This is a genomic window from Chryseobacterium daeguense DSM 19388 (genome assembly GCF_000430825.1).
Classification (GTDB): Bacteria; Bacteroidota; Bacteroidia; order Flavobacteriales; family Weeksellaceae; genus Chryseobacterium; species Chryseobacterium daeguense.
This window is the reverse complement of the sequence record NZ_AUMT01000008.1, coordinates 21,818-45,733: the sequence shown is the minus strand read 5'-3', so window position 1 is coordinate 45,733 and position 23,916 is coordinate 21,818. Positions and strand designations below refer to the sequence as shown.

Genomic DNA, 23,916 nt, shown 5'->3' with positions numbered 1-23,916 from the left:
GAATCAATTTAAAAATTATATTAAAATTACTATCTTTGCACCCATAAAATTCAGGAGTAAATAAATGTCAACTTTTCAGAGAACTGCCGCATTTCATACCCTTGGCTGCAAATTAAATTTTGCGGAAACATCTACTATTGCCCGTCAATTAACAGATGCCGGTTATGATAAAGTGAGCTTTGATGAAAAAGCAAATATTTACGTTATTAATACCTGTTCGGTAACAGAAAATGCCGATCGTGAATGTAAGCTTCACGTAAAAAGAGCCATGAAAGCCAATCCTGAAGGGCTTGTGGTGATCGTAGGCTGCTATGCACAGCTGAAGCCTGAAGAAATTTCACAGATTGAAGGGGTAGACCTGGTTCTGGGAGCTAAAGAGAAATTTAATATTCTAAGTTATCTTGATGATCTTGAGAAATCCGAAAGTGAAGGTATTGTTCACTCCTGCGAAATTGAAGAAACTGATTTCTTTATCGGAAGTTACTCTATTGGTGAAAGAACAAGGGCTTTTCTGAAAGTTCAGGATGGCTGTGATTACAAATGTACATACTGCACCATACCTTTGGCCAGAGGGATTTCCCGTTCAGACACCATAGAAAATGTGCTGAAAAACGCCAAAGAAATTGCTGAAAGAGACATCAAAGAAATTGTTCTTACCGGTGTAAATATCGGCGATTACGGGAAAGGCGAATTCGGCAACAAAAGACATGAGCATACTTTTTTAGATTTAATTTCAGAACTGGATAAAGTGGACGGTATCGAAAGAATCCGTATTTCTTCCATAGAACCGAATCTTTTAAAGGACGAAAGTATCGAATTGGTTTCCCGAAGCAGAAGCTTTGTTCCGCATTTCCACATCCCGCTGCAGTCAGGAAGTGACGATTTGCTGAAAAAAATGAAGCGCCGTTATCTTACGAAGCTCTACAGCGACAGGGTGAATAAAATCCGCGAGGTGATGCCTGATGCGGCTATCGGGGTAGATGTAATTGTAGGTTTTCCGGGTGAGACGGAGGAAAGGTTTATGGAAACATATAACTTTCTTAACAAGCTTCCTATTACCTATTTACATGTGTTTACTTATTCTGAAAGAGAAAACACAGAGGCAGCAGGTATGGAAGGTGTAGTCCCTATTCCTGAAAGAAAAAAAAGAAACAAAATGCTGAGAATCTTATCTGAAAAGAAAAAGATGGCATTTTACCAGACCCAGCTTGGAAAAACACTTCCCGTACTTTGGGAACACGAAAATAAAGACGGAAAAATGTACGGCTTTACGGAAAATTATGTGAGAGTCCAGAAAGACTTTGACCAGGCTTCTGTAAACCAAATCGAATTCTTGAATTTAGAAAAAATCCTGTCAGATGGCACGGTTTCTGTGCAGTCCTCTTACGAAAGTTTTTTAGCAAAAGCCTAGTCTCTTTGCAAAATTTCCACTAAATTTAATTTTAACTTTAAATACTACATTCATGAGAGATAAGTTTTTATCTTGGGGAATTGTATTAGTAATTGCTACATGGATAGTGGCATTGCTGATCAGAGCACATTACTGGATACCTATTTTATTGTCCGCTTTCTATGCATTGGGCGTGTACAACGCCTACCAGACAAAGCATGCTATTCTGAGAAACTTTCCTGTTGTGGGATATTTCAGGTACTTTTTTGAAAGTATTTCACCAGAAATGCAGCAATATTTCATAGAACGTGAGACCGATGGAAAACCATTTCCCAGAAATCAGCGTTCCGCGGTATACAGAAGGGCAAAAAATGTAAGTGATACCGTAGCTTTCGGGACACAGCTTGAAGTTAACCACAGAAAATATGAAGGAATAAAACATTCCATCTATGCAAAATCACCCATGGAAGAGCTTCCGAGGGTATGGGTAGGAGGAGAGAGCTGCTCACAGCCTTATCATGCCTCTTTATTTAATATTTCAGCCATGAGTTTTGGGTCATTGAGCGACAGGGCCCAGATTTCGCTAAACAGAGGCGCAAAAAAAGGAAATTTTTATCATAATACAGGAGAAGGAGGGATTTCACCTTATCATCTGGAAGGAGGTGATCTTTGCTGGCAGATTGGTACCGGATATTTCGGATGCAGGGATGATGAAGGAAAATTTAATCCGGAATTATTTGCAAAATACGCTACAATGCCTAATGTGAAAATGGTTGAAATTAAACTTTCGCAAGGTGCAAAACCTGGTCACGGAGGAGTTTTGCCGGGGGTAAAAAACACACCCGAAATTGCAAAAATCCGTCATGTCACACCGGGGATGACTATTATTTCGCCGCCATCACATTCCTCTTTTTCGGATGCGGCGGGCTTGTTGAGATTCGTACAGATGTTAAGAGAGCTATCAGGAGGAAAACCGGTAGGATTTAAGCTTTGTATCGGAGACACCAAAGAATTTGAAGATATCTGTGTTCAGATGAATGTTTTAAAAATTTATCCGGATTTTATTACGATAGATGGAGCGGAAGGAGGAACCGGAGCCGCACCGCCGGAATTTTCTGACGGGGTAGGGATGCCTTTGGAACCTGCGTTGATTTTCGTTAACAGAACACTTAAAAATTATAATTTAAGAGATAAGCTAAGAGTTATTGCCAGCGGAAAGGTATTGACAAGCCTTGATATTTTGAGAGCAATCGCAATGGGTGCAGATATGTGTAATAATGCGAGAGGATTTATGTTTTCTCTGGGCTGTATCCAAGCTTTGAGATGTAATTCCAATAATTGCCCGACAGGGGTTGCTACACAGGATAAAATGTTAATTAAAGGCCTTGATGTAACGGATAAAGCGGAAAGAGTATATCATTTCCACAAAAATACGCTTCATATGTGTAATGAGCTGATTGCAGCTGCAGGGAAAAGCTCTTACGATGAGGTGGATGCCACCATGTTTATGAGAGGGGATGAATTTGATCATCTTGCTGATCTTTACTTCCCGGATATTTTAGGGAATGTAAAGCATAAAGCTAAATCATATTAGATTTTAAAACATAAAAAAGCGCTTCAACCAGAAGCGCTTTTTATTATTTACTTTTTTCCTGACTCGTCGGTCTTGTTACTGCATCATAAAGCTGGAAGTTGAAAACAAAACATCTGTTTTGAAGATTCACACCAATATAATTGTAATGAAGATCCCTTGCAAAAGCAGCTTTTGAAGGAACGATAATCACCCCCTGAAGATTGTAAGGATCACCGTCTGGCCTGTTATCGAAAGATTTAAAATATTTCAAACCTTCTTGTAAACCTTCGATTTCATAATAGCTTCTTTGTTTTGCTGCATCCGTAGTAGCATTTGTCAAGAAAGATTTTTTAACATAATACCACATCGGATCCGTTACAGGTGAACCGGAACCATTAATTGTATTTAAAAGAGTTCCTGTATATGCAGGGCTGAATGCCACATTGCCATCCGTATCCGTTGCAAGATAATAAGTAGCTCTTATCATTGTTTTGATCTGGCTGTTCGGTTCAATTGCTTTACCCGGATTAGGCTGCGCGCCGTCTCTTACAATATAGATCACCCCTGAAGGAAGCGTTACCGGATTCAGCTGGGACAATTTTTTATAATTATCATCTGCAGTATCTGTAGAGCTAAATGTTTTTATATTTCCCTGGGTATCAAGATAATTTTCATCCATGAACTTATTGATCGCCTGCTGGTCATAAGAATTCCTTGTTGCGATATCTTCCGGCTCTGTAAAAGTTGCCACTTCATCATCATCCTTTTTACATGCCGTGAAACAAAGAGATCCAGCCAGGATATATAAAAATATTTTTTTCATTTTTCAAAAAACTTTAATTACTTTACAAATAATATAACGACAAAAGTATAAAAAATTATGAGAATAGATAAATTTTTATGGAGTATTCGTTTTTATAAGACCAGAACCATTGCTACTGAGGAAATTAAGAAGAACAGAGTTTCCATCGGCGAGTCTGTGGTGAAGTCTTCTAAAGAGGTAAAGGAGGGGGATGTTATTAAGATCCGTAAAAATCAAATTGATTATAAAATAAAAGTAATCCAGATTCCTAAAAGCAGAATCGGGGCAAAACTGGTTCCGCTTCATATAAAAGATGTTACCGATAAGGAGCAGTATGAATTGCTGAAAATACGCAAAATGTCCCAGGATTACTACAGAATAAAAGGAGAAGGGAGGCCCACTAAAAAAGACAGGCGTGAAATGGACGACTATGTAGAAAATGATGTCGCATCGGATTTTACAGACTGGGACGATTTTTTTGGTGAAAAAGATTCTGATTCTGAAGACGAAGATTAATTTTGAAAATAATAAGGCTCTAGAGATAGAGCTTTTCTATTATCTCACTAACGATATTTTCCGGTTCTCTGTTGTCTGTATTTACATTAAGTTCTGCCTTGTTGTAAAACTGATTTCTTTCAAATAAATGCTTGGCGATAAATTCAGGAAGTTCTTCATCAGAAATGTTAGCAATTAACGGTCTTTTTTCTTTCTGTTTTAAGAGCCTTTCGGATAAAGTACCTACGGATGCTCTCAGGAAAACACTCCTGGAATTATGATTAATAATTTCCATATTATTATAGTAAACCGGGGTACCGCCGCCCAGGCTTAATACCACATTTTCCTCCGTTGCCAGAATCTCTTCCAACGCCTCTCTTTCCAGCTTTCTAAAGTAGATTTCTCCCCTTTTCTCGAAGATTTCAGGAATGGTTAATTTATTTCTTTTAGAAATCTCTTTATCGAGGTCAATTAATTTAAAATTGAGTTTTTCGCTTAATATTTTGGAAATGTGAGATTTGCCACTTCCCATGTATCCGACCAGTGAAATTATCATGAATTTTTTTTAAACAAATTTGCGAAAAAGTTTTGAGAAATAAAAAAAAGCTATATCTTTGCACCACTTAAAACAAGGGACATTATTCAAATGAAAACTTGATAATAAAGTGGCCGACTCGGTAGCTCAGCTGGTAGAGCAATACACTTTTAATGTATGGGTCCTGGGTTCGAATCCCAGCCGGGTCACTCGCAATAAATTACTGGATTTTTTGTAATTTAATTGCCTGCGTGGTGAAATTGGTAGACACGCCATCTTGAGGGGGTGGTTTCCTAAGGATGTGCTGGTTCGAGTCCAGTCGCAGGCACACTGCAGAAAAATTGAAATAATTAGTTTCGAGGTTAAAATTTAATTTTATATCTATCGTTATTAATTGTGGCCGACTCGGTAGCTCAGCTGGTAGAGCAATACACTTTTAATGTATGGGTCCTGGGTTCGAATCCCAGCCGGGTCACAAGTTTACTGAAAAGTAAATTTTTTTCATATTAATATTTTGTGATTTGGTGTTTCAAAGGCTTCCTTCAGGAAGCCTTTGATTTTTTGTGTAATCCTTTTCCTGATCCGGGATTCTTTATGATAATTTGTGAGATCCTTCGACTGCTTCGCACTCAGGATGACACTGGTAAATCATAGCACTCATTGTTACGGGTAGTATTAGCGATGTCATCCTGAGCGAAGTCGAAGGATCTCAGGTGTTAAAGTAAAACAGGGAGAATTAAATTTAAATAAAAAACGTCACTTCCAAAAAAGCAACGCATTATACCTTATATAAGACAAGTTTATTTCAATCTTAATCTTAGCCTCAATCTCAACTCCAGTTTTTAATCCAAATGCATATTATCAATCAATCTCACTCCATCCACCACAACAACAATAAACGCTCTGAAATTCCTGTCTTTATAAAAAAAATCTGTTTCTTTTAGTGTTTCTTCATCTGCAATCAGGAAATATTCCAGCTGCATGCCTTTTTGATTGTCAAAAATATCCTGAACTCTTTCTTTAATCTCGGGAATTGTAATAACTCTGAACCATTCATTGACTTTTTTCAACGTTTCATAGATCACTTTTGACGCTTCTCTTCGGTCTTCATGCAATCTCTGATTTCTTGAGCTTAAAGCTAATCCGTTTTCTGCCCTGTAAATGGGAACTCCTTTTATATTGATTAAAAGTTTTTTCTTTTCCACCATTTTTTTAATAATGGCCAATTGCTGGAAATCTTTCTCACCGAAATAAGCATTATCCGGTTTTACCTGATGAAAAAGCTCTTCCACCACGGTACCCACACCGTCAAAATGGCCCGGCCTGGATTTTCCTTCCATTTCGTTTTCAAGACCATCGAAGTCATAATGCTGGCTTTCAGTCTTTTCCGGATAAATATCAATGACCTCGGGAATGTAGACCGCATCCACAAGACCGGAGTTTTCAAGAATTAATATATCTCTGTTGATATCTCTGGGGTATTTTTCAAGATCTTCCGGATTATTGAATTGGGTAGGATTAACAAAAATTGATGATATAACTAAATCATTTTCGTCTCTTGCTGCTTTATAAAGCGATAAATGGCCATTATGAAGGGCTCCCATGGTAGGTGCAAAACCTATTTTTTTGCCCATTTCTTTCTGTCTTTCAATGAAATCCTGAAGAATTTTTTTGCTTTTTAAAACTTCCATAGTTTATTTTAATAGTAATTCAAAAATACTAAAAATATCATATAATTATTACACGATAAGGAGCAGTTTTAATAATTTTACGAAGGGAATTATCGTAAAAAAATGTTAATTAAAATAATGTTGGATGTTTTTTTGTAATTTTGCACATTAAAGCATTTTTACAAAAATTAGATAGAAATTTATGCCGAATCAAAAAATACTGTACATTACTACAGAGATGTATCCATATCAGGAAGATACAAATATGGCTGCAGTGGTAAACAAAATGGCACTTAAGATGCACAATGAAGGCAATGATGTAAGAGTTTTTATGCCAAGATTTGGACAAATAAGTGAAAGAAAATTCCAGCTACACGAGGTGATCCGCCTTTCGGGAATGAATATTATTATTAATGATCTGGATCAGCCTCTTATTATTAAAGTAGCGTCGCTTCCGGGGGAAAGGCTTCAGGTTTACTTTATCGACAACGAAGAATACTTCAAAAGAAAACAATATTACGTGGATGATGAAGGAAATCCTTTCGAAGATAACGACGAGAGAGCGATTTTCTTTGCCAGAGGAGTTATTGAAACCATCAAGAAGCTGAACTGGGTTCCTGATGTGATTCATCTTAACGGGTGGATGGCTTCTTTCGTTCCGATTTATCTGAAAACGTATTACGAATCTGATACTTATTTTAAAGACGCTAAAATCGTCCTGTCACTATATAATGAAAAGGATGCGGCGTTAGCTTCAAATATTGATGAAAAACTGAAGTTTGATAATATTTCAGGGTTAAAAGCGTTAGATAATCCTAGTGTTAAAACTTTTGTAATCGAAAGCATGAACTACGTAGATATGGTGGTAAAAGGAGATGAATTCCTGGATGAGGACCTGGATAAGGTCTTCAACGAGACTGCAACTCCGAAATCAGATTATCTTACCGTAGATTCTATAAATCAACTTTATTAAAAAAACACATTTTAATGATCCATACTATTAAAAAAGCGATCACCGTATTTTCTCTGGTGGTTTTTGGAAGTGCAGTGCTTTATAATTGTGAGCCGGATGCAGATTCTTTAGGTGAGCAGTTATTTCTGGACGGAGCTGCGCAGGGTAATGAAAAGTCTTTTGAAGTGACTGCCTTTAATATTGATAATAATGACAGTATCAGAAGTGATGCTTCCAAATTGGGTGTTGCCGTGCTGGGTGCCTTTAATGAGCCGCAGTTCGGGATGCAGAGAGCATCTTACCTTACTCAGCTAAGATTATCCACTTATGATCCTGATTTTGGAACAAATGCAGCAGTAGATTCTGTAGTATTGGTAGTGAAGCCTACGTATGCTCAGGATTCTGTAACTACTACTACCGATGAGAGCTTTGTATTTGCAGGGGTTGACGGAAATGTAGACGCCAAAAAAGTAGTGAACTCTTATCCTGTTCTAAAATATGGTAAGGCTAAAAAAACATTTAACATAAAAGTACGTGAAGTAACGGAATTCCTGAAAGGTGCTTCGGATACAGTAAAATCTAATCAGACTTTTGCTTATGATCCTACCGTTTTAGGTTCTAAAGAATTTAAAGGAAATATTACTTCTCATACCATAACGAAAGATTCAGACGGAAGCTCATTGTTTTCTACATCAGCTCCGGGAATCAGAATTAAGCTTGATAAAGACTTTTTCCAGTCAAAAATTATTGCTAAAAAAGACCAGCCTGAGCTTCAGGATGCATCCAACTTTATCAGATATTTTAAAGGACTTAGAATTTCTGTGGATGAGGAAGACGGATATTTGTTCCAGTTTAATCCAAACGATATGGAGCTGATCATGTACTATAAATATGATAAGACAGAAAATGGTACTACAACAAGACCGCAAACTACATATTCATTTGTTTTAGGTGCCGGGAATGCACATATCGGACAATATGAATATAACAGAGCGGGGTCTGCGTGGTCAACCGCTACCATTGGTGACCAAAATAATGGTGCTCCAAAGCTCTTTTTACAAGGAATGGGAGGTCCTTCAATTGGTGTTAAGCTTAAAGATGAGACAATTAATGAGCTAAAACAGCTTTACCAAAATAATAAGGCCGGTATCATCAGTGCGAAAATCAGAATTTATACAGATAAGACTGCGTGGAGTAATAATTATGCAAAACCCACAGTATTTACTTTCTTACAGAAATATAAAGATGGTAAAGCAACAGACCCAAATAAAACTGTAACAAATTTTACAGATGATGTATTAAACTTAGCAGGAGTTCCGGGATATTCCATTTATAAAGCGTATGATTTGGATAAAAATCCATCATATTATGAGTTCGTGGTTACAAAGTCTGTAAAAGATCTTGTAGAAAAGGCAGATTATGAACCTGTTAAAAAATCTACAATATATTTCAGAATTGATATGGGGGCTTTCTTAAGCAATACAGATGGTACTTTGGCAGGATATAAGTTTACTTCCACACCATACAACACAAGCAGAGCTGTATTTGTGGGAACAGAAGCAGGAAATGCAAACAGGGTACAACTAAAAGTTATTTATGGTACAAAATAAATTTAGAACTAAAACACTTAATACTTAATATAATATGTGCGGAATTGTAGGATATACAGGTTTTCAAGATGCTTACGATGTAGTAATTAATGGTCTTAGAAGACTGGAATACAGGGGATATGATAGTGCCGGAATTGTTCTGGAAAGCACTAACAATAAGTTTGAGGTTGAAAAAACAAAAGGTAAGGTTGATGACCTTGTTAATATCTCAGGTCAGCTGAAAGGAACGGCTAAAATCGGGATGGGACACACACGTTGGGCAACTCACGGGGTGCCGAGTGACAGAAACTCTCACCCGCATTTGTCTAATAATAATAAAATAGGGCTTGTTCATAATGGTATTATTGAAAACTATGATACGATTAAAACAATGCTTACAGAAAAAGAATTTACCTTTAAATCCGAAACTGATACTGAAGTATTGGTAAATCTTATCCAATATTTCATGGATCTGAACGCTGAGACAGATTTTCCGACTGCCGTAAGATACGCTTTAAATGAAGTTTACGGAGCATACGCTATTACAGTGATGCATGAAGATTATCCGGGAGTTTTGGTTGTGGGAAGATTGGGATCTCCTTTAGCAATCGGAATCGGAGAAAAAGAATATTTCATTGCATCTGATGCATCTCCTTTCGTAGAATTTACAAAGGAAGCCATCTACCTTGAAGAAGGACACATGGCGACTATTTCATTGGAAACCGGGGTAGACATCAGAACAATTAATGATAACTCTAAAATTGAGCCTGAAATTCAGGAGCTGAAGTTGAGTTTGGAACAGATTGAAAAAGGAGGCTACGAACATTTTATGCTTAAAGAAATTTTCGAACAGCCAAAATCAGTTCATGATACGATGAGAGGTAGATTACTAGTAGATGAAGGGGTAATCAAAATGGCAGGAATCTGGGATCATATCGAAAAATTCAAAAATGCGAACAGAATCATCATCATTGCCTGCGGAACTTCATGGCATGCCGGTCTTATAGGGGAATATCTTATCGAAGAATATGCAAGAATACCAGTTGAAGTAGAATACGCATCAGAATTCCGATACAGGAACCCTATTATCACGGATAAAGACGTTGTGATAGCAATTTCTCAATCAGGAGAAACAGCTGATACAATGGCTGCTTTAAAACTGGCTAAAGAAAAAGGAGCATTTATCTATGGTATCTGTAACGTTGTAGATTCATCTATCGCCAGAATTACAGACGCGGGATCTTATACTCACGCAGGACCTGAAATCGGGGTGGCTTCTACAAAAGCATTTACTGCACAGCTTACGATTCTTACACTAATTGCCTTTAAATTAGGTAAACATAACGGGAACTTAGGAAATGCAGATTTCATGAGGCTTATTGCTGAGCTTGATGCTATTCCTAAAAAAATAGAAGATGTTCTAAGCAGCACACACGATCTTGTTCAGAATATTGCAAAAGACTTCGTGAGCGCTACTAATTTCCTTTATCTGGGAAGAGGATATAATTATCCTGCAGCACTGGAAGGTGCTTTAAAATTAAAAGAAATCTCTTATATTCATGCTGAGGGTTACCCTGCTGCAGAAATGAAGCACGGTCCTATTGCGTTAATTGACGAAAACATGCCTATTGTTATCATAGCTCCGAAAAAAGGACATTATGATAAGATTGTAAGTAATGTTCAGGAAATTAAGGCTAGAAAAGGGAAAATTATTGCTGTTGTAAATAATGGAGATACTCAGGTAAGCGCGATGGCAGATTATGTTATCGAAATTCCTGAAACGTCAGAGTGTTTCTCTCCGATCGTTGCATCAGTGCCTTTGCAGCTGTTAGCGTACTATATTGCTGTATATAGAGGGGCTAATGTAGATCAGCCGAGAAACCTTGCGAAATCTGTAACGGTGGAATAAAAATTTGTTGTAAATAAAATAAATTTAGATTTCTTCCGTTATTTCAAAAAAAATCTTAAAAGTTTCTTAAAAAAATTATATATTTACGGCTTAATTATAAAAATTAACATGAAAAGGATATTTCTTTTATTATTGTCTGCGTCGGTAGCATCGGTATCTTGTTCAGGTGGGGGAGCCTCTTCAGTGGGTAAACCGGGAACAAAAGGAGAATTGATACCAAGAGAAAAAACAAAATCATTTGTTGCGGAAAGACCATACGGAATGGTTGCCATTCCTGCGGGATCGTTCGTAGCTGGTCTTGCAGATCAGGATCCTACCAATACTCCTGAGAAAGCAAACCTTAAAACAGTTACTGTTTCTTCTTTCTTCATGGATGAAGCGGAAACTACTAATGCAGAATACAGGGTGTTCATTAACTATGTAAGAGATTCTATTGCAAGAACTCTTCTTGCTGAAGCTGCCGGAGAAGGTGGTGAAGGTAAAGGTAGAGGGACAAGCATCGGAGATTATGCATACCTTGCTCAAAAAGAAGAGAATTTAACACCATATCAGGAATATTTAGAAGGACAGGGAGGAAGAGAAGATGACAGCTTTGATCCTACCAAAAAATTAGACTGGAAAGTTCCATTGCATTGGAATACTACTAAATACCCGGACGTAGAATACGCTGAGGTTTTAGAATCAATGTATTTACCGGCTTCTTCCAGAATTTCTAATGAAAGAATCCTTGATGTTAGTAAACTTAAATATACATACAGATGGGGAGATATGGATGCTGCTTTAGCTGAAAAAGAAAGAGGTGTAAACTACCTTAGAAGCGAAAGTATTGCTATCTATCCTGATACCACTGTATGGGTAAAAGATTTCCATTTTGCTTATAACGAGCCATTGTTCGAGCAGTATTTCTGGCACAAGGCTTACAAGGATTATCCTGTAGTAGGAGTTACCTGGGATCAGGCCAGAGCTTACTGTAACTTCAGATCAAAATTAAAATCTGATTACAACGAAAGCTTAAAAAGAAGAAAACAAAGGCCATTGCAGTTCAGACTTCCTACGGAAATCGAATGGGAATATGCTGCAAGAGGCGGAATGCAAAACGCTACCTACCCTTGGGGTGGTCCATATTTAATGGATGACAGAGGTTGCTACCTGGCAAACTTCAAACCAAAAAGAGGTAACTATATGGAAGACGACAAGAAAGGTACTTATACATATACAGCTCCAATTAAGAAGTTTAAGAAAAATGGATTTGGGTTATTTGACATGGCTGGAAACGTTTCTGAATGGACAGAATCTGGATACAATAATTCTACTTACGGATTTGCATCTACTTTAAATCCTTCTATCAAGGATAAGACGGATACAAGAAAGTCTGTAAGAGGAGGTTCTTGGAAAGACGTAGGATATATGTTGATGACTGGTGCTAGAGACTGGGAAAGAAAAGACTCAGCTAGAAGCTACATCGGATTTAGAACTGTACAGGATATCCCTGAAGCAGCTGTTAAACCAAGAAGAGTTAACAGATAATTTCAACCATTATTTTTCATAACAATTTATAACATTAAAAAAACTAACTTATATGTTTAAGACTAAAGATGCTTGGATGAATTTCTTTTATTCATTCGGTGCTGCAATTGTAATTCTTGGAGCTTGGCTTAAAATTACTCACATTACTCTGGGACCTATCAACGGTAACATGGCTCTTACAGTGGGACTTATCACAGAAGCGATTATCTTCATCATTTTCGCTTTCGACCCGCCAAAATCTGAAGAGTCTTATGCTTGGGAAAATGTTTATCCGGAATTATTAGATAAGCACGCTAACCCAAACCCACTACATTCTAATATAGCTAAAAGTAACGCTGCTCAGTTTGCTGAATTGGAAAATTCTCTTTCAACTAAATTGGACAAAATGCTTCAGGATGCTAAATTAGATGTTCAATTATTCGAAAGATTGAGAACTGGTATCGACAAATTCTCTAGTTCAGTTGACCAAATCAACCAGACTGTTGACGTTTCAGCTTCTACTCACAAATATAATGAGCAATTAAACAAAGCTGCTCAGCACATGGAAAGCATGAATGCTTTATATGCAATGCAGTTGGAAAGCGGTAAAAGACAATCAGAATTTGCTAACAAATATGTGGCAGATATGCAAAAGTCTGCTGAGCAATCAGAAAAATTCAATCAGGAGCTACAAGGTTTAACTTCAAACTTAAACAATTTAAACAGAGTTTACGGCGGTATGTTAACTGCTATGAAGTCTTAATTTCCAAACCATTTCTAAATTTAACTACTTAATTAAAAAACAAAGAAAAGAGAATGGCACAAGGAAAACAGACCCCTCGTCAGAAGATGATCAACCTGATGTATTTGGTGTTCATCGCGATGATGGCCCTCAACATTGATGCAGAAATCATCAGATCATATTATGACTCTACAAAGGCTCTTAATGAAACCAGATCTTTAACTGAGAAGAAAAACGAAAAGATTTTTGAAAAAACTCTTGAAGCAAAAGCTCAGCAGGTTCCGGATACTTATGCGCAGCCTTGGGAGCAGTATAAAACTTTAAGAGATAAAATCAACTTGCTGGTAAGCGATGCGGAAAAAATCAAAGTTTTATTAAAAAAGAATTCTGAGTTTCATGATAAAGATCCTAAAACAGGAAAAGATGTTGATGTAAGTGAAAACTTCGCGGCATTAAATAACAATGAAGCTACTACAGAATATTTCTTCAGAGAAGGTGATGAAAATACACCTTCAAAAGGAGCTACAGATCTGAAAGCGAGAATTGATGATGTAAGAAATTATATTAATACAACTTTTGGAAACAATCCTCAGTTAAAAGATTTAGTGGAAAGAGCTAATAAATCTTTAATTGCTGAATATCCAAAAGGAAAATCTCCAAACGAAAAGACATGGTTCCAGAATAAATTCTACCACCAGCCGCTAATTGCTGCGATCTCAAATTTAGAGATTATCCAGAATGATGCGAGAAATGTACAATCTGATGCCCTGGCATTAATGTTACAGGAAAAAGTAGATGCTAGTATCAAGTTCTCAAGTTATGAGGCAATTGTTTCTGCTCCGGTAGATGTAGTTGCAGGTAAGCCTGCTGAAGCTGTTATTATGTTAGGAAACTATTCTAATAGCAATAAGATAGTAATGTCAGGAGTTAACAGACAGGAAAATGGTAAAGGTTTCGCTTCACTTAATACAAGTGCAATCGGTCCTCACACTTTAAGTGGTAACATTTCTCTAGCTGATGCAACTGGTAAAGTGACAAGTTATCCGTTCACACATACTTATAATGTAATAGCTGGTCCTCAGGAAGTTAAACTTCAAAAAGGTTTATTACTTTCTGCTGATAAGATGAATGTAATGTACAGAGGTCTTGATAACCCGGTTACCGGTTCTATCTTAGGTGCTGATAACTCTAAACTTTCATTATCTGCTCCGGGAGCTGCTGTTAAGAGCACAGGTCCAGGTAAGTGGGATGTAAGACCAGGTGCAGGAAATGTATTGAAGATTACTTTATCTGGTACAGATCCTTATGGTAAAGCTTTATCTCAGGTATTTGAGTACAGAATTAAAAATGTACCTCCACCACAAGGTCAGATCAGAGGTAAAAATAGTTTAACAATGCCTGCAACATCAGTTGAAAATCAGCAGTTACAAGCAGTTATTCCAGACTTTGACTTCCCGGTATCATTTAACGTGACTTCGTTCATGGTAAGAGTGCCAGGTAGAGCAGCATTACAGGTTCAGGGTAACTCACTAAATGGGGCAGCTGGTTTATTCAAGAACTTAAGGCCAGGAGACGGTGTTTATATTTTTGAAATCAAAGCTACGGCTACTGGTTTAGGTGATCAGAGAATTGGAAATATTTCACCAGTATTAATTAATATCCAATAAACTAATAGAACATTATGAAAAAATATATTAGCAGTTTTTTAGTATTAGTTTCGGGATTCATGTTTTCCCAGACTATCCTGAACGCTTCTTCTCCGGAAGAGTTTAGAAAAATGAGAGCTGAGAACAAAATGAAAGTAGGAGATACTGTGATCGACAAAAAAGTAAAGCCTTTGGAATACGGATTTGTAGATGAAAAAGATATCCTTAAAAGCATGTTTGTTTGGGAAGTGATTGATATGAACGATAAGATCAATCAGCCTTTCTACTACAATAATCCTGATGGATTATTATCATCAGAAACAAAATCATTATATAAACTTTTACTTGATGGTGCATTAAGCGGAGAAATCAAGGAAGTTTATGACGATGAGAACTTCTCTATAAGACTTACACCTCAACAGATCAAAGACAGATTGGTAAGTGTACGTGTAGATGATGAGGCTGTAAATATCCTGAACAGCGGACGTCAGTTGACTGAGCAGGAGAAAAAAGAGCTTACCGACGTTTATGAAACAACTACTGATAAAGTAAGAGTTATTAAAGTATTCGGTATGTGGTTCATCGACAAGAGAGACGGTGCTATGAAGTACAGACCTTTGGGTATTGCTGCAATGGGGCCGGATCCTCAGATGATTGGTAGAGTAGGTCCTGATGGGCAGCCTATCGAAGAAGCAAATGATTTGATCGATCTTTTCTGGGTGTATTACCCGAATGCAAGAGATATTTTAGCTAATAACTTTGTTTTCAACAGAAAAAATACATCTGCAGATTTATCTTTCGATGATTTGATCAACGCAAGAAGATTCTCTTCTGTAATCTTCAAATCTTCAACAGGTCTTGGTGATGGAGTCATTAAAGACTACATTCCTAGAGATGCTGATGAGCAGCTTGAAGAAAGCGACAGAATCAAAGGGCAAATCCTTCAAATGGAAAATGATATGTGGAATTACTAAAATTTCACTTGATAGTTATACAAAACCTGAGTATTTTTACTCAGGTTTTTTTATTATGGAAAATGTAGATTATATTATTGTAGGAGATGGATATGCAGCTTTATTTTTTGCGCATCAGCTTGTAAAGAATAACAAGTCTTTTATTGTCTTTTCAGAGGGCAGAAAAAGCGCTTCACAAGTTTCTGCGGGAATTATCAATCCGGTGGTGCTGAAAAAATTTACGACTTTCTGGAAGGCCCAGGAGCAGATAGATTTTCTTAAAGAAACCTTACAGGAAATAGAATCATATACTGGAAAAAATTATTTAATCCATGCATCTATTCGAAGGATTTTCCATGATGAAAATGAACAGAAGCTTTGGATTAAAAAATCAGAAAATAATGAGCATGTTCATTTTTTAGACAAAAAATTCGATCATTTAGAGGTTGTAAAAAACGACTTTAATTCTGGAAAGGTAAATCAATCTGCCAGACTCGATGTTAATGGATTTTTTACCGGTTTATTTAATTTTTTAGAAAAAAAATCCCAAATAATAAAAGAAAAATTTGATTATGATCAAATTGATCTTTCCCAATCCACCTACAGGAATTTGAAATTTAATAATATTATATTCTGTGAAGGAATGGGAGTGAAAAATAATCCCTACTTCTCAGAGATTGCAGTTGTTCCGAATAAGGGGCATCATATTAAAGTAAAGCTTTCCAAACCAATTCCTGAAAATATCACTATTAAAAAGAAACATTTTTTATTCCCAACCAATGAGGAATTGTATTTCTATGGAGGAACGTATGACAGGGAACAGCTTCATCAGCATATTGACGATTCTGCCGTAGAGCAGCTGGTAAAAGGATTGTCTGAGTTTTATCCTTATGATTTTGAAGTAAAAGAAGTTAATTTCGGGTTCCGACCAACGGTAAAAGACAGAAGACCAATCATAGGAAGACATCCTGAACACGGAAATTTATATGTTTTTAATGGACTTGGGGCTCGGGGAATTCTAAACGGCTGTTACTTTTCTAAAAGCTTATATGATTTCATAGAAAATGATATTGCTTTACATGAGGAAGTTTCTTTGACCAGATTTAAATAAATTTCAGCTAAACTATAAAAGAAAAGCAGGAAGTAAACCTTTATAAGAGCGGGATGAGTCTCTTTCTAAAGTATTTACGTTCCTACTTTGAATTTACTTACTGAAACAAACTTCAAAAAAAACAACATGTAGTAAGTAAATTATAAAACTAATCGGAATATGAGTTGTCAAACGACAATTATTCTATTTTTAAAAAGAAGTAGCGAGCTGTATAAACATTGCATTGCAACGCTACTTCTACCCTTATATGAACAAACTTTTTTTCATTTTAAAAAAAGAGGAAGCAAATACCTAATACAAACGGGATGAGTCTTACATTAAAATATTTGCTTTCCTACTTCCACTTCACTCTAATTAATTTTGTAAATTATTAATAATTAAAAGTAAACCTTAAAATAACCTTATTATGTTTTAAATTTAGCCTTATTCAGCATTCTCTTGTTTTAAAAAAATAGTGAGCAATTTGCTAGCGGCTCTTCACCCACTATTTTGAGAAATCCTTATTAGGGAACAAATTTGTGTTTTATTAATACTAACTTGAGAATGATGAGACAAATGTATAGTGTTTCCACGAGAAATCCGTTACTGCATTGCTACTGAGTTTATTTAATTTATTGATAATCAAATAATTGTAAGTTTACATGCAGTGCAATTGAAGTAGAAGTAATAAATAAAAATTTTAGGAATTTATTTATCAGGTATAAAAAAATCCTTTAAAAATAATTAAAGGATTATAAAATTGTAACTTTTTATAATTATTAAAGTTCCATCATCCATTTGTTAAGGTCGACATCGGATGAAAGGTTTAATTTTTTTCTCAGCCTATATTTTCTGGACTCAATAGTACGGATGGAGACATTTTTATATTGGGCAATCGTTTTCGTAGTAAGATTTAATCGGAGGAAAGCCGAAAACCTAATATCTGTCACTGTGAGATGTGGATATCTGGACGTAAGTGTTTCATAAAACTCAGGATAAACCTCTTTGAAACGGGTAAGGAAAAAAGGATCGTTGGTGCTGGCAAGCTTAGATAATTCATCAAATGCGGTGTTGTTTAACTTACTTTTAAGCTCATCTGTTTCATGAAGGGTTTCAATGATGATTTCTTCGGTTTCCTTTTGTCTTCTGGTATGTCTTTTTGTAAGAATAATTAGAATAATAGCTGAAAGCAGCAGAGTAGCAGCTATAATTATGTAAGCCTGGATTCTTTCTTTTTTTTCTTTTTTGGTTTCGTTGTTAATGATTTTATCAACAGGAATTCTTAATGCTTCTCTTTCAGATTCATCAATGCTGTCTTTAGAATCGGAATATTTTTCGAGATATTCATTCTTTTTTTCATGGTCATTCATGAGTTTGTACGTGTCCGAAATTGCTTTATAAGCATTTGTAATATCATTTTTCCTGGAAATTTTCTTTGAAATCTCTAACGACTGAAAATAATATTCCAATGCCTTTTCATACTGTTTTTTCTCAACATATAATTTTCCGAAAGCCAGCAGTGTCATTGATTTTTGATAAAGGCTGTAGTCTCCGGAAATTTCCAAGGCTTTATTAAGGTAACTTTCTGCAGAATCCAATTCCTTATTTTTCATAAGTTTTTCGGCAATATGAACAAATGTGAGGGGCTGTGCCGTTAGCTCCATTCTTTTCCTCTGCACGCTGTTTACAGAATCTACGATATGAAGTTCCTCAAAATTATTTAGCTTCCAGGTATAATGATAATAGAGTAATTTTTCTCTTTGTTTCTCATTTTTAATTTTTTTTGTATAGAAAATTGCTTTGTTTAAATGCTCTGTCGACTGGCTGATGAGACCTAAAGAGGCATAGTTTCTACCATACTCTCCATGAAGTTTGGCGATTAGAAAAGGGTTTTTTGTTTTAATGAGTTGGTCTTCAGCTTTTTCTAAATAATATAAGCTTTCCTTATACTGATGCAGATACCAGAGAAGTCCTCCTAGATTAATATATGAACCAATTGCCCCTTCTGTGTTCTTTTTCCTCTCATAATGAGCAATTGCTTCTCTATTAAGGATTATACTTTTATTAATATCACCATTGATTCTGTAGTGCTCTGTAAGGCTGTCAAGTTCATCTACAGTATAGTCTTGTGCCGGTAGGGAAATGCTCAGAAATAAAAATAATGAATAGAATGTCTTTTTGAAATAAAAACTTGGGAACATAATTCATGTTTTAACGTACAAAATTAAATCATAAAGTGTTTATTGTTATAAAAAATTCTTATTATGTACTTATTCTTAATACAAATTATACTACAATTGGAGATTATATTTTTGATTATCAGTTATTTAAATTTACGGTTTGATGTTGGTTTTTATTATCCGGATGATTAGTTTTATCACAGTGTTTAATTTTTATTCAATAGTTAAGGCTTAAAATTATTTTTACTATAAAGATTTTATAAAATTATTGAGAAATATGTTTCTTTGTATAAATGGGACCTTTATAAATACTGAAAGTTCCCGCAAATGCGGAAACTTTAGCAGGCAATATATATTATAAAAAACACAACAAAACACGATGAGATACTATCTCGGTTAATATAATACTGCCTAATGTTTATATGAATGAAAAATGTACTTTCTAATCTAAAAAAACAGGAAGCAAATACCGATATCTTAGTGATCCGATATTTACTTTCCCATTTCCACTTTTACTTAATATTATGAAGATATATGAAATGATTTTGTCTTTTTAAAAACAGGATGCAAACATTCGTAATAGGGATGAACATTAATCTGAATGTTTGCAATACCTGTACACACACACTTTACTAATAATATGAGAATATTTTCATTTAATTCTTTTTCTGAAAGGGGTGGAATAGGAAAGGAAACCATCTTATAAGGGGCTGTATTTTTACTCGAAAGTAACCCTTCCTATATTTCCCCAAACTATATAAAAAACTCTATTTAACCTTTTCCTTGTAGGGTGCAAATAGCCAATGCTAATGATACTGTGATTTAGTAATGGCTATTTTTCTGGTCCTACTTCTACTTGATATATACTGTATGATTTGGTGTTTCTAAAGGCATTTACATTAAGTAAGGCTATAAATAGGCTCTATCGGCAGTTGCCGGATCTCCAAACTCTACTTGTTTTGATTATGGGAACAAACTCCATGATCCGGTATGGTTTCTGAAGAACTGATTTGTTATAACGCTCATATTCCAAAAGCCAATAATCCTTTTTAATTTTAATAAACTATATGCTAATGTGTTTTTAATTTACCTTAACAGAATGCAAATGCCAGTTTTTAAAATGCTTTTTCCATTTTGCCACTGTGTTTCTACTTAGTTTGAAATGATTCGCAAGCTGTGTATTATTGAGGTTGTTTTTCGCTTGATAATCAAGTATTTCTATAATGGTGCTTTCATCATAAGACCGGTGTTTCTGGTTGAAAATATGCGTTTCCTTATCATTGATCCCGAAAATAATTATATTCAGCTTGATGACATCGAGTATTGATATTACTTCCTTATTAAGGATCGGCTTACATTCATCTTTTTTTCCAGGACATTTTATGCTGATGATATCATTATAGATTAATTTGTAATTTGGCTGTCTTCGCTCCATGATAAATTCTTTTGTGATTAAACATTGTTTTTATGATCCTGATGGATTCTTTTTTCATGGTTTCTATATTTCACAGTCCATCTGTGTAATGTAGTTTTTGGGATTCCGTATTTTTCTACTACCTGGTTAATATTTTTTTCTCCGGTAGTGATGAGTTCTGTAATAAAATCTATTACTTCCTTAGTATAGATATTTTTCCTAAATTGAGGCATTGTACTCGGCTTTTCCTTATTGCTACTGTAAGCATTGCTCTGAGGAGAAAAAAGTATTAAATGCTGGGAATATATTCTGAAAAAATCATATTCCAGTAATTTGCTCCATTTTAATAATACCTCTGTATCAATACTTTTTGATTTAAACATTTTATTAACATCATCTTCTGAACAATTAAAAAAATTACATACTCTTGAAGTTTCCATTTCGGATTCTAAAAATCTTTGTCTTATCAGAGATCCTACATTTATGTTTTTAAAAGATTTCATAACGATATTTTTTAGAAGTTAAGATAGTATTTCGCGAAATTGTTTAAGCAAATCTAACAGATGTTAACCACAGATTGAAATTTTCTGATGTTAATCGGAGTTAATGCAACAGCATATTTTTATTGTTATGTGTTAATGTTAATAATTGTAATGAATTGATTTTCAATTGAAATATTTTTTTCAAGTATTAACTTTTGAAAAAGCCATTGAAAGGTGAAAAAATAAATGATGGTTAAATACTAATTGATGTTAAGTAGGTTGGGTTTTGTTTGTTTAATTTTTGCTTAAACTTTTAACCTGTTTTTTTTTTAAAATAGTTGGAACATAACAGCTTCATTATAATAGTGACAAAAACTAAATGCTGCTATTTTTTTAATAAAAAATCCTTCGAATAAACCTCTCAGAAATGAAATTACATAAACAGATTTTAATAAATTTTTAAACTATACATCATTTTTTTAATCTGATTAACAGCTTGATATGAAATAATTTGTGTGTAATTAATTATTTGTTTAATGATCTTTTTTAACCGTTTTTTCAGGAGTTTTTTTCTAAATTAGGGTATGAGTCGCACATTAATTATTCTTTTATTGTCCCTGTTTCTAATAAATTCCTGTCATTCCGAGAATGATAATGGGTACTTTCACGAAATTGATAAAGAAATTACAGACACAAATCAAAATCGTGGAAAAATATATTCTATTTATAAGAGAGAGCTTAAAAAATATCAGAAAACAAAGGAGTTAAAATACCTCCTGAGCAGCAAGTATGCTGAATCATTATTATATAATGACAACAAATCAAAAAAAATATCATTAATCTACGAGCTTTTAAGAATTAATGATGATGAAAATGAATACATTACAATAGCTGCAAATTTCAGCCTTGCCTTGGAGATAGAAGATACCTCTCCAAAGCTTTCCCTGCAGTTCCTAAACGAAGCCATAAAGATTGATGAAAAGAAAGGCAATCATTTTTTTCTTCCTCACCTGTATCATGCGAAGGGAAGATGGTATTTTAAACATACCAATTACTCCCTCGCCAAGATCTATTTTGCAAAAGCACTCAAGACTTTTAAAAAGTCTGAAGTTCTTTATATAGCATCTATGTATAATAATTTTGCTTTATGCAACGTAATGCTCGGAAGTATAGAATCCGGTATACATCATGTGGAATATGGTATCAGACTGCTGGGCAAAAAAAAAGATCTCACGGAAAATGAAAAGTTTTTCCTTTATATAATGAAAGGTAATCTGGGAAGCTTCTATCTCATGAAAAAAGATTATGTGAATGCGGAAAAGTACTTCAACGAACAGATTGATTTTCAGATAAAAGCAAAAAAGTATCATTTTAATATCGTTCGTAATTCTGATGAGCTGTTTAAACTTTATAATGTGACCCATCAGGAAGATAAAGAAAAAAAGCTGGCTGATCTTCTTATTACAATCCTTCCTAATCTTACCAATACAAGAAATAAAATAGTTGCTTGCTCTTTGCTGCAGAAATATTTTGCCGCACATAATAATTTTGAACAGATGAAGGTATATGCAAAAAAACTTGACCTTCTCAACAAAAATTATAATGACGAAATTACCAAAGAAATAGATAATGTCTCAGATATTCTGAACGGATATATTATTAAAAATATTAACCAGAAATTTGATTTCCAGATTCGTGACCAGCGCAGAAAAAATATGCTTTTGCTTTCTCTTGTATTTGTAACCATCATAATCTTTGTGAATATTATTTTAAAAGTGAGGGAAAGAAACAGAAAAGAAAAAGAAAGACTGGAAAAACTGAACTTCCTGCTGGAAAGCAGTAAAGAAAACCTGGAGAGAGATTTACAGCTCCAGAAAGGGAAAATAAAAAACCTTCACATGAATCTCAATCTTAAAATTGAGACTGAAAAAGCCTTCCTCGAAAATCTCAAAAAAATTAAGAAGTCAAAAAATATTGATGCTGAAGAAACCGTAAAGGATTTGTTCTTTAAAATAAACAACCTTCTTCAGATCGATGAAAAAAATAATGATTACATCAGTGAAAGCTCTGAAGAAAATAAAGAATTCATGAAAAAGCTTTCGGAAATCTATCCGTTCCTGTCTGAGCATGATCTTAATCTTTGTGTATATTTCAGGCTGAATTTGTCTTCAAAAGAAATTTCTCTTCTCGAAAATATCACTCCCGGAAGCGTAAGAGTTTATAAAACAAAAATAAAATCCAAAATAGGTCTGGGGAAAGAAGAAGATTTAGGAACTTTTTTAAATACCATAAAGTAACGTCGTTCTCAGGAAATTTGCTATCTTCATATAAGAAGAACAAAAACTATGGACGAAAATTTTTTGGGTATTGTTGCCGGTGTACTTACTTCTGTATCAATGATTCCTCAGCTGGTAAAAGTAATAAAAGAAAAAGATGCCGAAAATCTTTCCTGGGTAATGCTTCTTGTGCTTATCACAGGTTTATCTCTATGGGTATGGTACGGCTTTCTTAAAGATGAACTTCCCATTATCCTGTCCAATGCTTTTGCGGTTTTAGTAAATATTACGCTTCTTATTTGTTTTTTCATTTTTAAAAAATCATAAGGATATTTTTCATTTTTCGGATTTCTTATATGCCAAAAAGTTGCTTTTTTAGTTTTTTGGTGCAATAACTCTACTATTCACTTCATTTTTTGACTATTATTTTATACTTCATATCTACTGAGGCGTGTTTGTTAATTATTTGATATTTAGTTAATTATGACATAAGAGTAGAAATGCAGTACGGTGTTTTTGTTTCGATGGTTCTACATTTGCAACCAAGAAACACAACAATCAGTTTTTTCTAAGGTGGATCAATTTGAATATTTAAAAATTAAAAAACAGATCTGATTCTACTGAAAAAATATTTAAGAAAAATAAAGCACTATACCGAAAAATTATGAAAAATAAAATGAATGCCATCGTAATATTTTTATTTGAGCTTATC

General features: G+C 34.8%; 19 protein-coding genes and 3 tRNA genes. 16 read left to right on the top strand and 6 right to left on the bottom strand.

The window, feature by feature from the left end; genetic code table 11:
- Positions 1-64: 64 nt before the first annotated feature.
- Entirely contained in the window at positions 65-1,411 is a 1,347-nt protein-coding gene (gene mtaB / locus H560_RS0110570; RefSeq protein ID WP_027380017.1) for a tRNA (N(6)-L-threonylcarbamoyladenosine(37)-C(2))-methylthiotransferase MtaB, read from the top strand.
- Between the two features lie 52 nt (positions 1,412-1,463).
- Positions 1,464-2,984 carry an FMN-binding glutamate synthase family protein gene (locus tag H560_RS0110565; protein WP_027380016.1) on the top strand — a complete coding sequence of 507 codons (1,521 nt, stop codon included), beginning with the start codon at positions 1,464-1,466 and terminating at the stop codon, positions 2,982-2,984.
- A 43-nt stretch (positions 2,985-3,027) separates the two neighbouring features.
- On the opposite strand, the gene H560_RS0110560 is transcribed toward H560_RS0110565, so the two are convergent.
- Positions 3,028-3,786: a hypothetical protein gene (locus H560_RS0110560; RefSeq protein WP_027380015.1), complete on the bottom strand. Its 759-nt coding sequence runs from the start codon at positions 3,784-3,786 to the stop codon at positions 3,028-3,030.
- A gap of 57 nt (positions 3,787-3,843) precedes the next feature.
- Between H560_RS0110560 and H560_RS0110555 the strand changes: the two genes are divergently transcribed.
- Positions 3,844-4,281 (top strand): RNA-binding S4 domain-containing protein, encoded by a 438-nt coding sequence (locus H560_RS0110555; protein ID WP_027380014.1) that lies wholly within the window; start codon positions 3,844-3,846, stop codon positions 4,279-4,281.
- A gap of 19 nt (positions 4,282-4,300) precedes the next feature.
- On the opposite strand, the gene H560_RS0110550 is transcribed toward H560_RS0110555, so the two are convergent.
- Positions 4,301-4,816 (bottom strand): shikimate kinase, encoded by a 516-nt coding sequence (locus tag H560_RS0110550; RefSeq protein WP_027380013.1) that lies wholly within the window; start codon positions 4,814-4,816, stop codon positions 4,301-4,303.
- A gap of 115 nt (positions 4,817-4,931) precedes the next feature.
- On the opposite strand from H560_RS0110550, the gene H560_RS0110545 reads away from it, so the two are divergent.
- The 3 genes from H560_RS0110545 to H560_RS0110535 all read left to right on the top strand — a co-directional run bounded on the left by H560_RS0110545 (position 4,932) and on the right by H560_RS0110535 (position 5,270).
- Positions 4,932-5,004 (top strand) — tRNA-Lys (locus H560_RS0110545).
- Positions 5,005-5,040: 36 nt separating this feature from the next.
- Positions 5,041-5,123: transfer RNA gene (locus tag H560_RS0110540), tRNA-Leu, on the top strand.
- 74 nt (positions 5,124-5,197) lie between these two features.
- A tRNA-Lys gene (locus H560_RS0110535) sits at positions 5,198-5,270 on the top strand.
- A gap of 367 nt (positions 5,271-5,637) precedes the next feature.
- On the opposite strand, the gene panC is transcribed toward H560_RS0110535, so the two are convergent.
- Positions 5,638-6,486: a pantoate--beta-alanine ligase gene (panC, locus tag H560_RS0110530; RefSeq protein WP_027380012.1), complete on the bottom strand. Its 849-nt coding sequence runs from the start codon at positions 6,484-6,486 to the stop codon at positions 5,638-5,640.
- A gap of 181 nt (positions 6,487-6,667) precedes the next feature.
- On the opposite strand from panC, the gene H560_RS0110525 reads away from it, so the two are divergent.
- From H560_RS0110525 to H560_RS0110490, 8 genes are all read left to right on the top strand, one after another.
- Positions 6,668-7,438 carry a glycogen/starch synthase gene (locus H560_RS0110525; RefSeq protein WP_027380011.1) on the top strand — a complete coding sequence of 257 codons (771 nt, stop codon included), beginning with the start codon at positions 6,668-6,670 and terminating at the stop codon, positions 7,436-7,438.
- Between the two features lie 14 nt (positions 7,439-7,452).
- A complete protein-coding gene (locus H560_RS0110520; RefSeq protein ID WP_027380010.1) occupies positions 7,453-9,027 on the top strand; it encodes a DUF4270 domain-containing protein in 1,575 nt (524 codons plus the stop codon).
- A 34-nt stretch (positions 9,028-9,061) separates the two neighbouring features.
- Complete coding sequence (glmS, locus tag H560_RS0110515; RefSeq protein WP_027380009.1) at positions 9,062-10,915, top strand: glutamine--fructose-6-phosphate transaminase (isomerizing); 1,854 nt, start codon at positions 9,062-9,064, stop codon at positions 10,913-10,915.
- A gap of 108 nt (positions 10,916-11,023) precedes the next feature.
- A complete protein-coding gene (gene porK / locus H560_RS0110510) occupies positions 11,024-12,442 on the top strand; it encodes a T9SS ring complex lipoprotein PorK/GldK (protein WP_027380008.1) in 1,419 nt (472 codons plus the stop codon).
- Positions 12,443-12,494: 52 nt separating this feature from the next.
- On the top strand, positions 12,495-13,184 hold the full coding sequence (gene porL / locus H560_RS0110505) for a type IX secretion system motor protein PorL/GldL (protein WP_027380007.1): 690 nt from the start codon (positions 12,495-12,497) through the stop codon (positions 13,182-13,184).
- Positions 13,185-13,237: 53 nt separating this feature from the next.
- Positions 13,238-14,830 carry a type IX secretion system motor protein PorM/GldM gene (gene porM / locus H560_RS0110500; protein ID WP_027380006.1) on the top strand — a complete coding sequence of 531 codons (1,593 nt, stop codon included), beginning with the start codon at positions 13,238-13,240 and terminating at the stop codon, positions 14,828-14,830.
- 14 nt (positions 14,831-14,844) lie between these two features.
- A complete protein-coding gene (porN, locus tag H560_RS0110495) occupies positions 14,845-15,783 on the top strand; it encodes a type IX secretion system ring subunit PorN/GldN (RefSeq protein ID WP_027380005.1) in 939 nt (312 codons plus the stop codon).
- 55 nt (positions 15,784-15,838) lie between these two features.
- Entirely contained in the window at positions 15,839-16,873 is a 1,035-nt protein-coding gene (locus H560_RS0110490; protein WP_027380004.1) for an NAD(P)/FAD-dependent oxidoreductase, read from the top strand.
- A gap of 758 nt (positions 16,874-17,631) precedes the next feature.
- On the opposite strand, the gene H560_RS0110485 is transcribed toward H560_RS0110490, so the two are convergent.
- From H560_RS0110485 to H560_RS21430, 3 genes are all read right to left on the bottom strand, one after another.
- Positions 17,632-19,053, bottom strand: coding sequence for a tetratricopeptide repeat protein (locus H560_RS0110485; RefSeq protein ID WP_027380003.1), 1,422 nt, complete (start codon positions 19,051-19,053; stop codon positions 17,632-17,634).
- A gap of 1,060 nt (positions 19,054-20,113) precedes the next feature.
- Positions 20,114-20,467 (bottom strand): hypothetical protein, encoded by a 354-nt coding sequence (locus H560_RS21435; protein WP_034752615.1) that lies wholly within the window; start codon positions 20,465-20,467, stop codon positions 20,114-20,116.
- A 17-nt stretch (positions 20,468-20,484) separates the two neighbouring features.
- Complete coding sequence (locus H560_RS21430; protein WP_051289287.1) at positions 20,485-20,949, bottom strand: transposase; 465 nt, start codon at positions 20,947-20,949, stop codon at positions 20,485-20,487.
- A gap of 563 nt (positions 20,950-21,512) precedes the next feature.
- On the opposite strand from H560_RS21430, the gene H560_RS0110470 reads away from it, so the two are divergent.
- Together H560_RS0110470 and H560_RS0110465 are read left to right on the top strand one after the other, a co-directional pair.
- Complete coding sequence (locus H560_RS0110470; protein WP_027380002.1) at positions 21,513-23,225, top strand: helix-turn-helix transcriptional regulator; 1,713 nt, start codon at positions 21,513-21,515, stop codon at positions 23,223-23,225.
- Between the two features lie 48 nt (positions 23,226-23,273).
- On the top strand, positions 23,274-23,531 hold the full coding sequence (locus H560_RS0110465; protein ID WP_027380001.1) for a SemiSWEET transporter: 258 nt from the start codon (positions 23,274-23,276) through the stop codon (positions 23,529-23,531).
- The last annotated feature ends 385 nt before the right edge of the window (positions 23,532-23,916 follow it).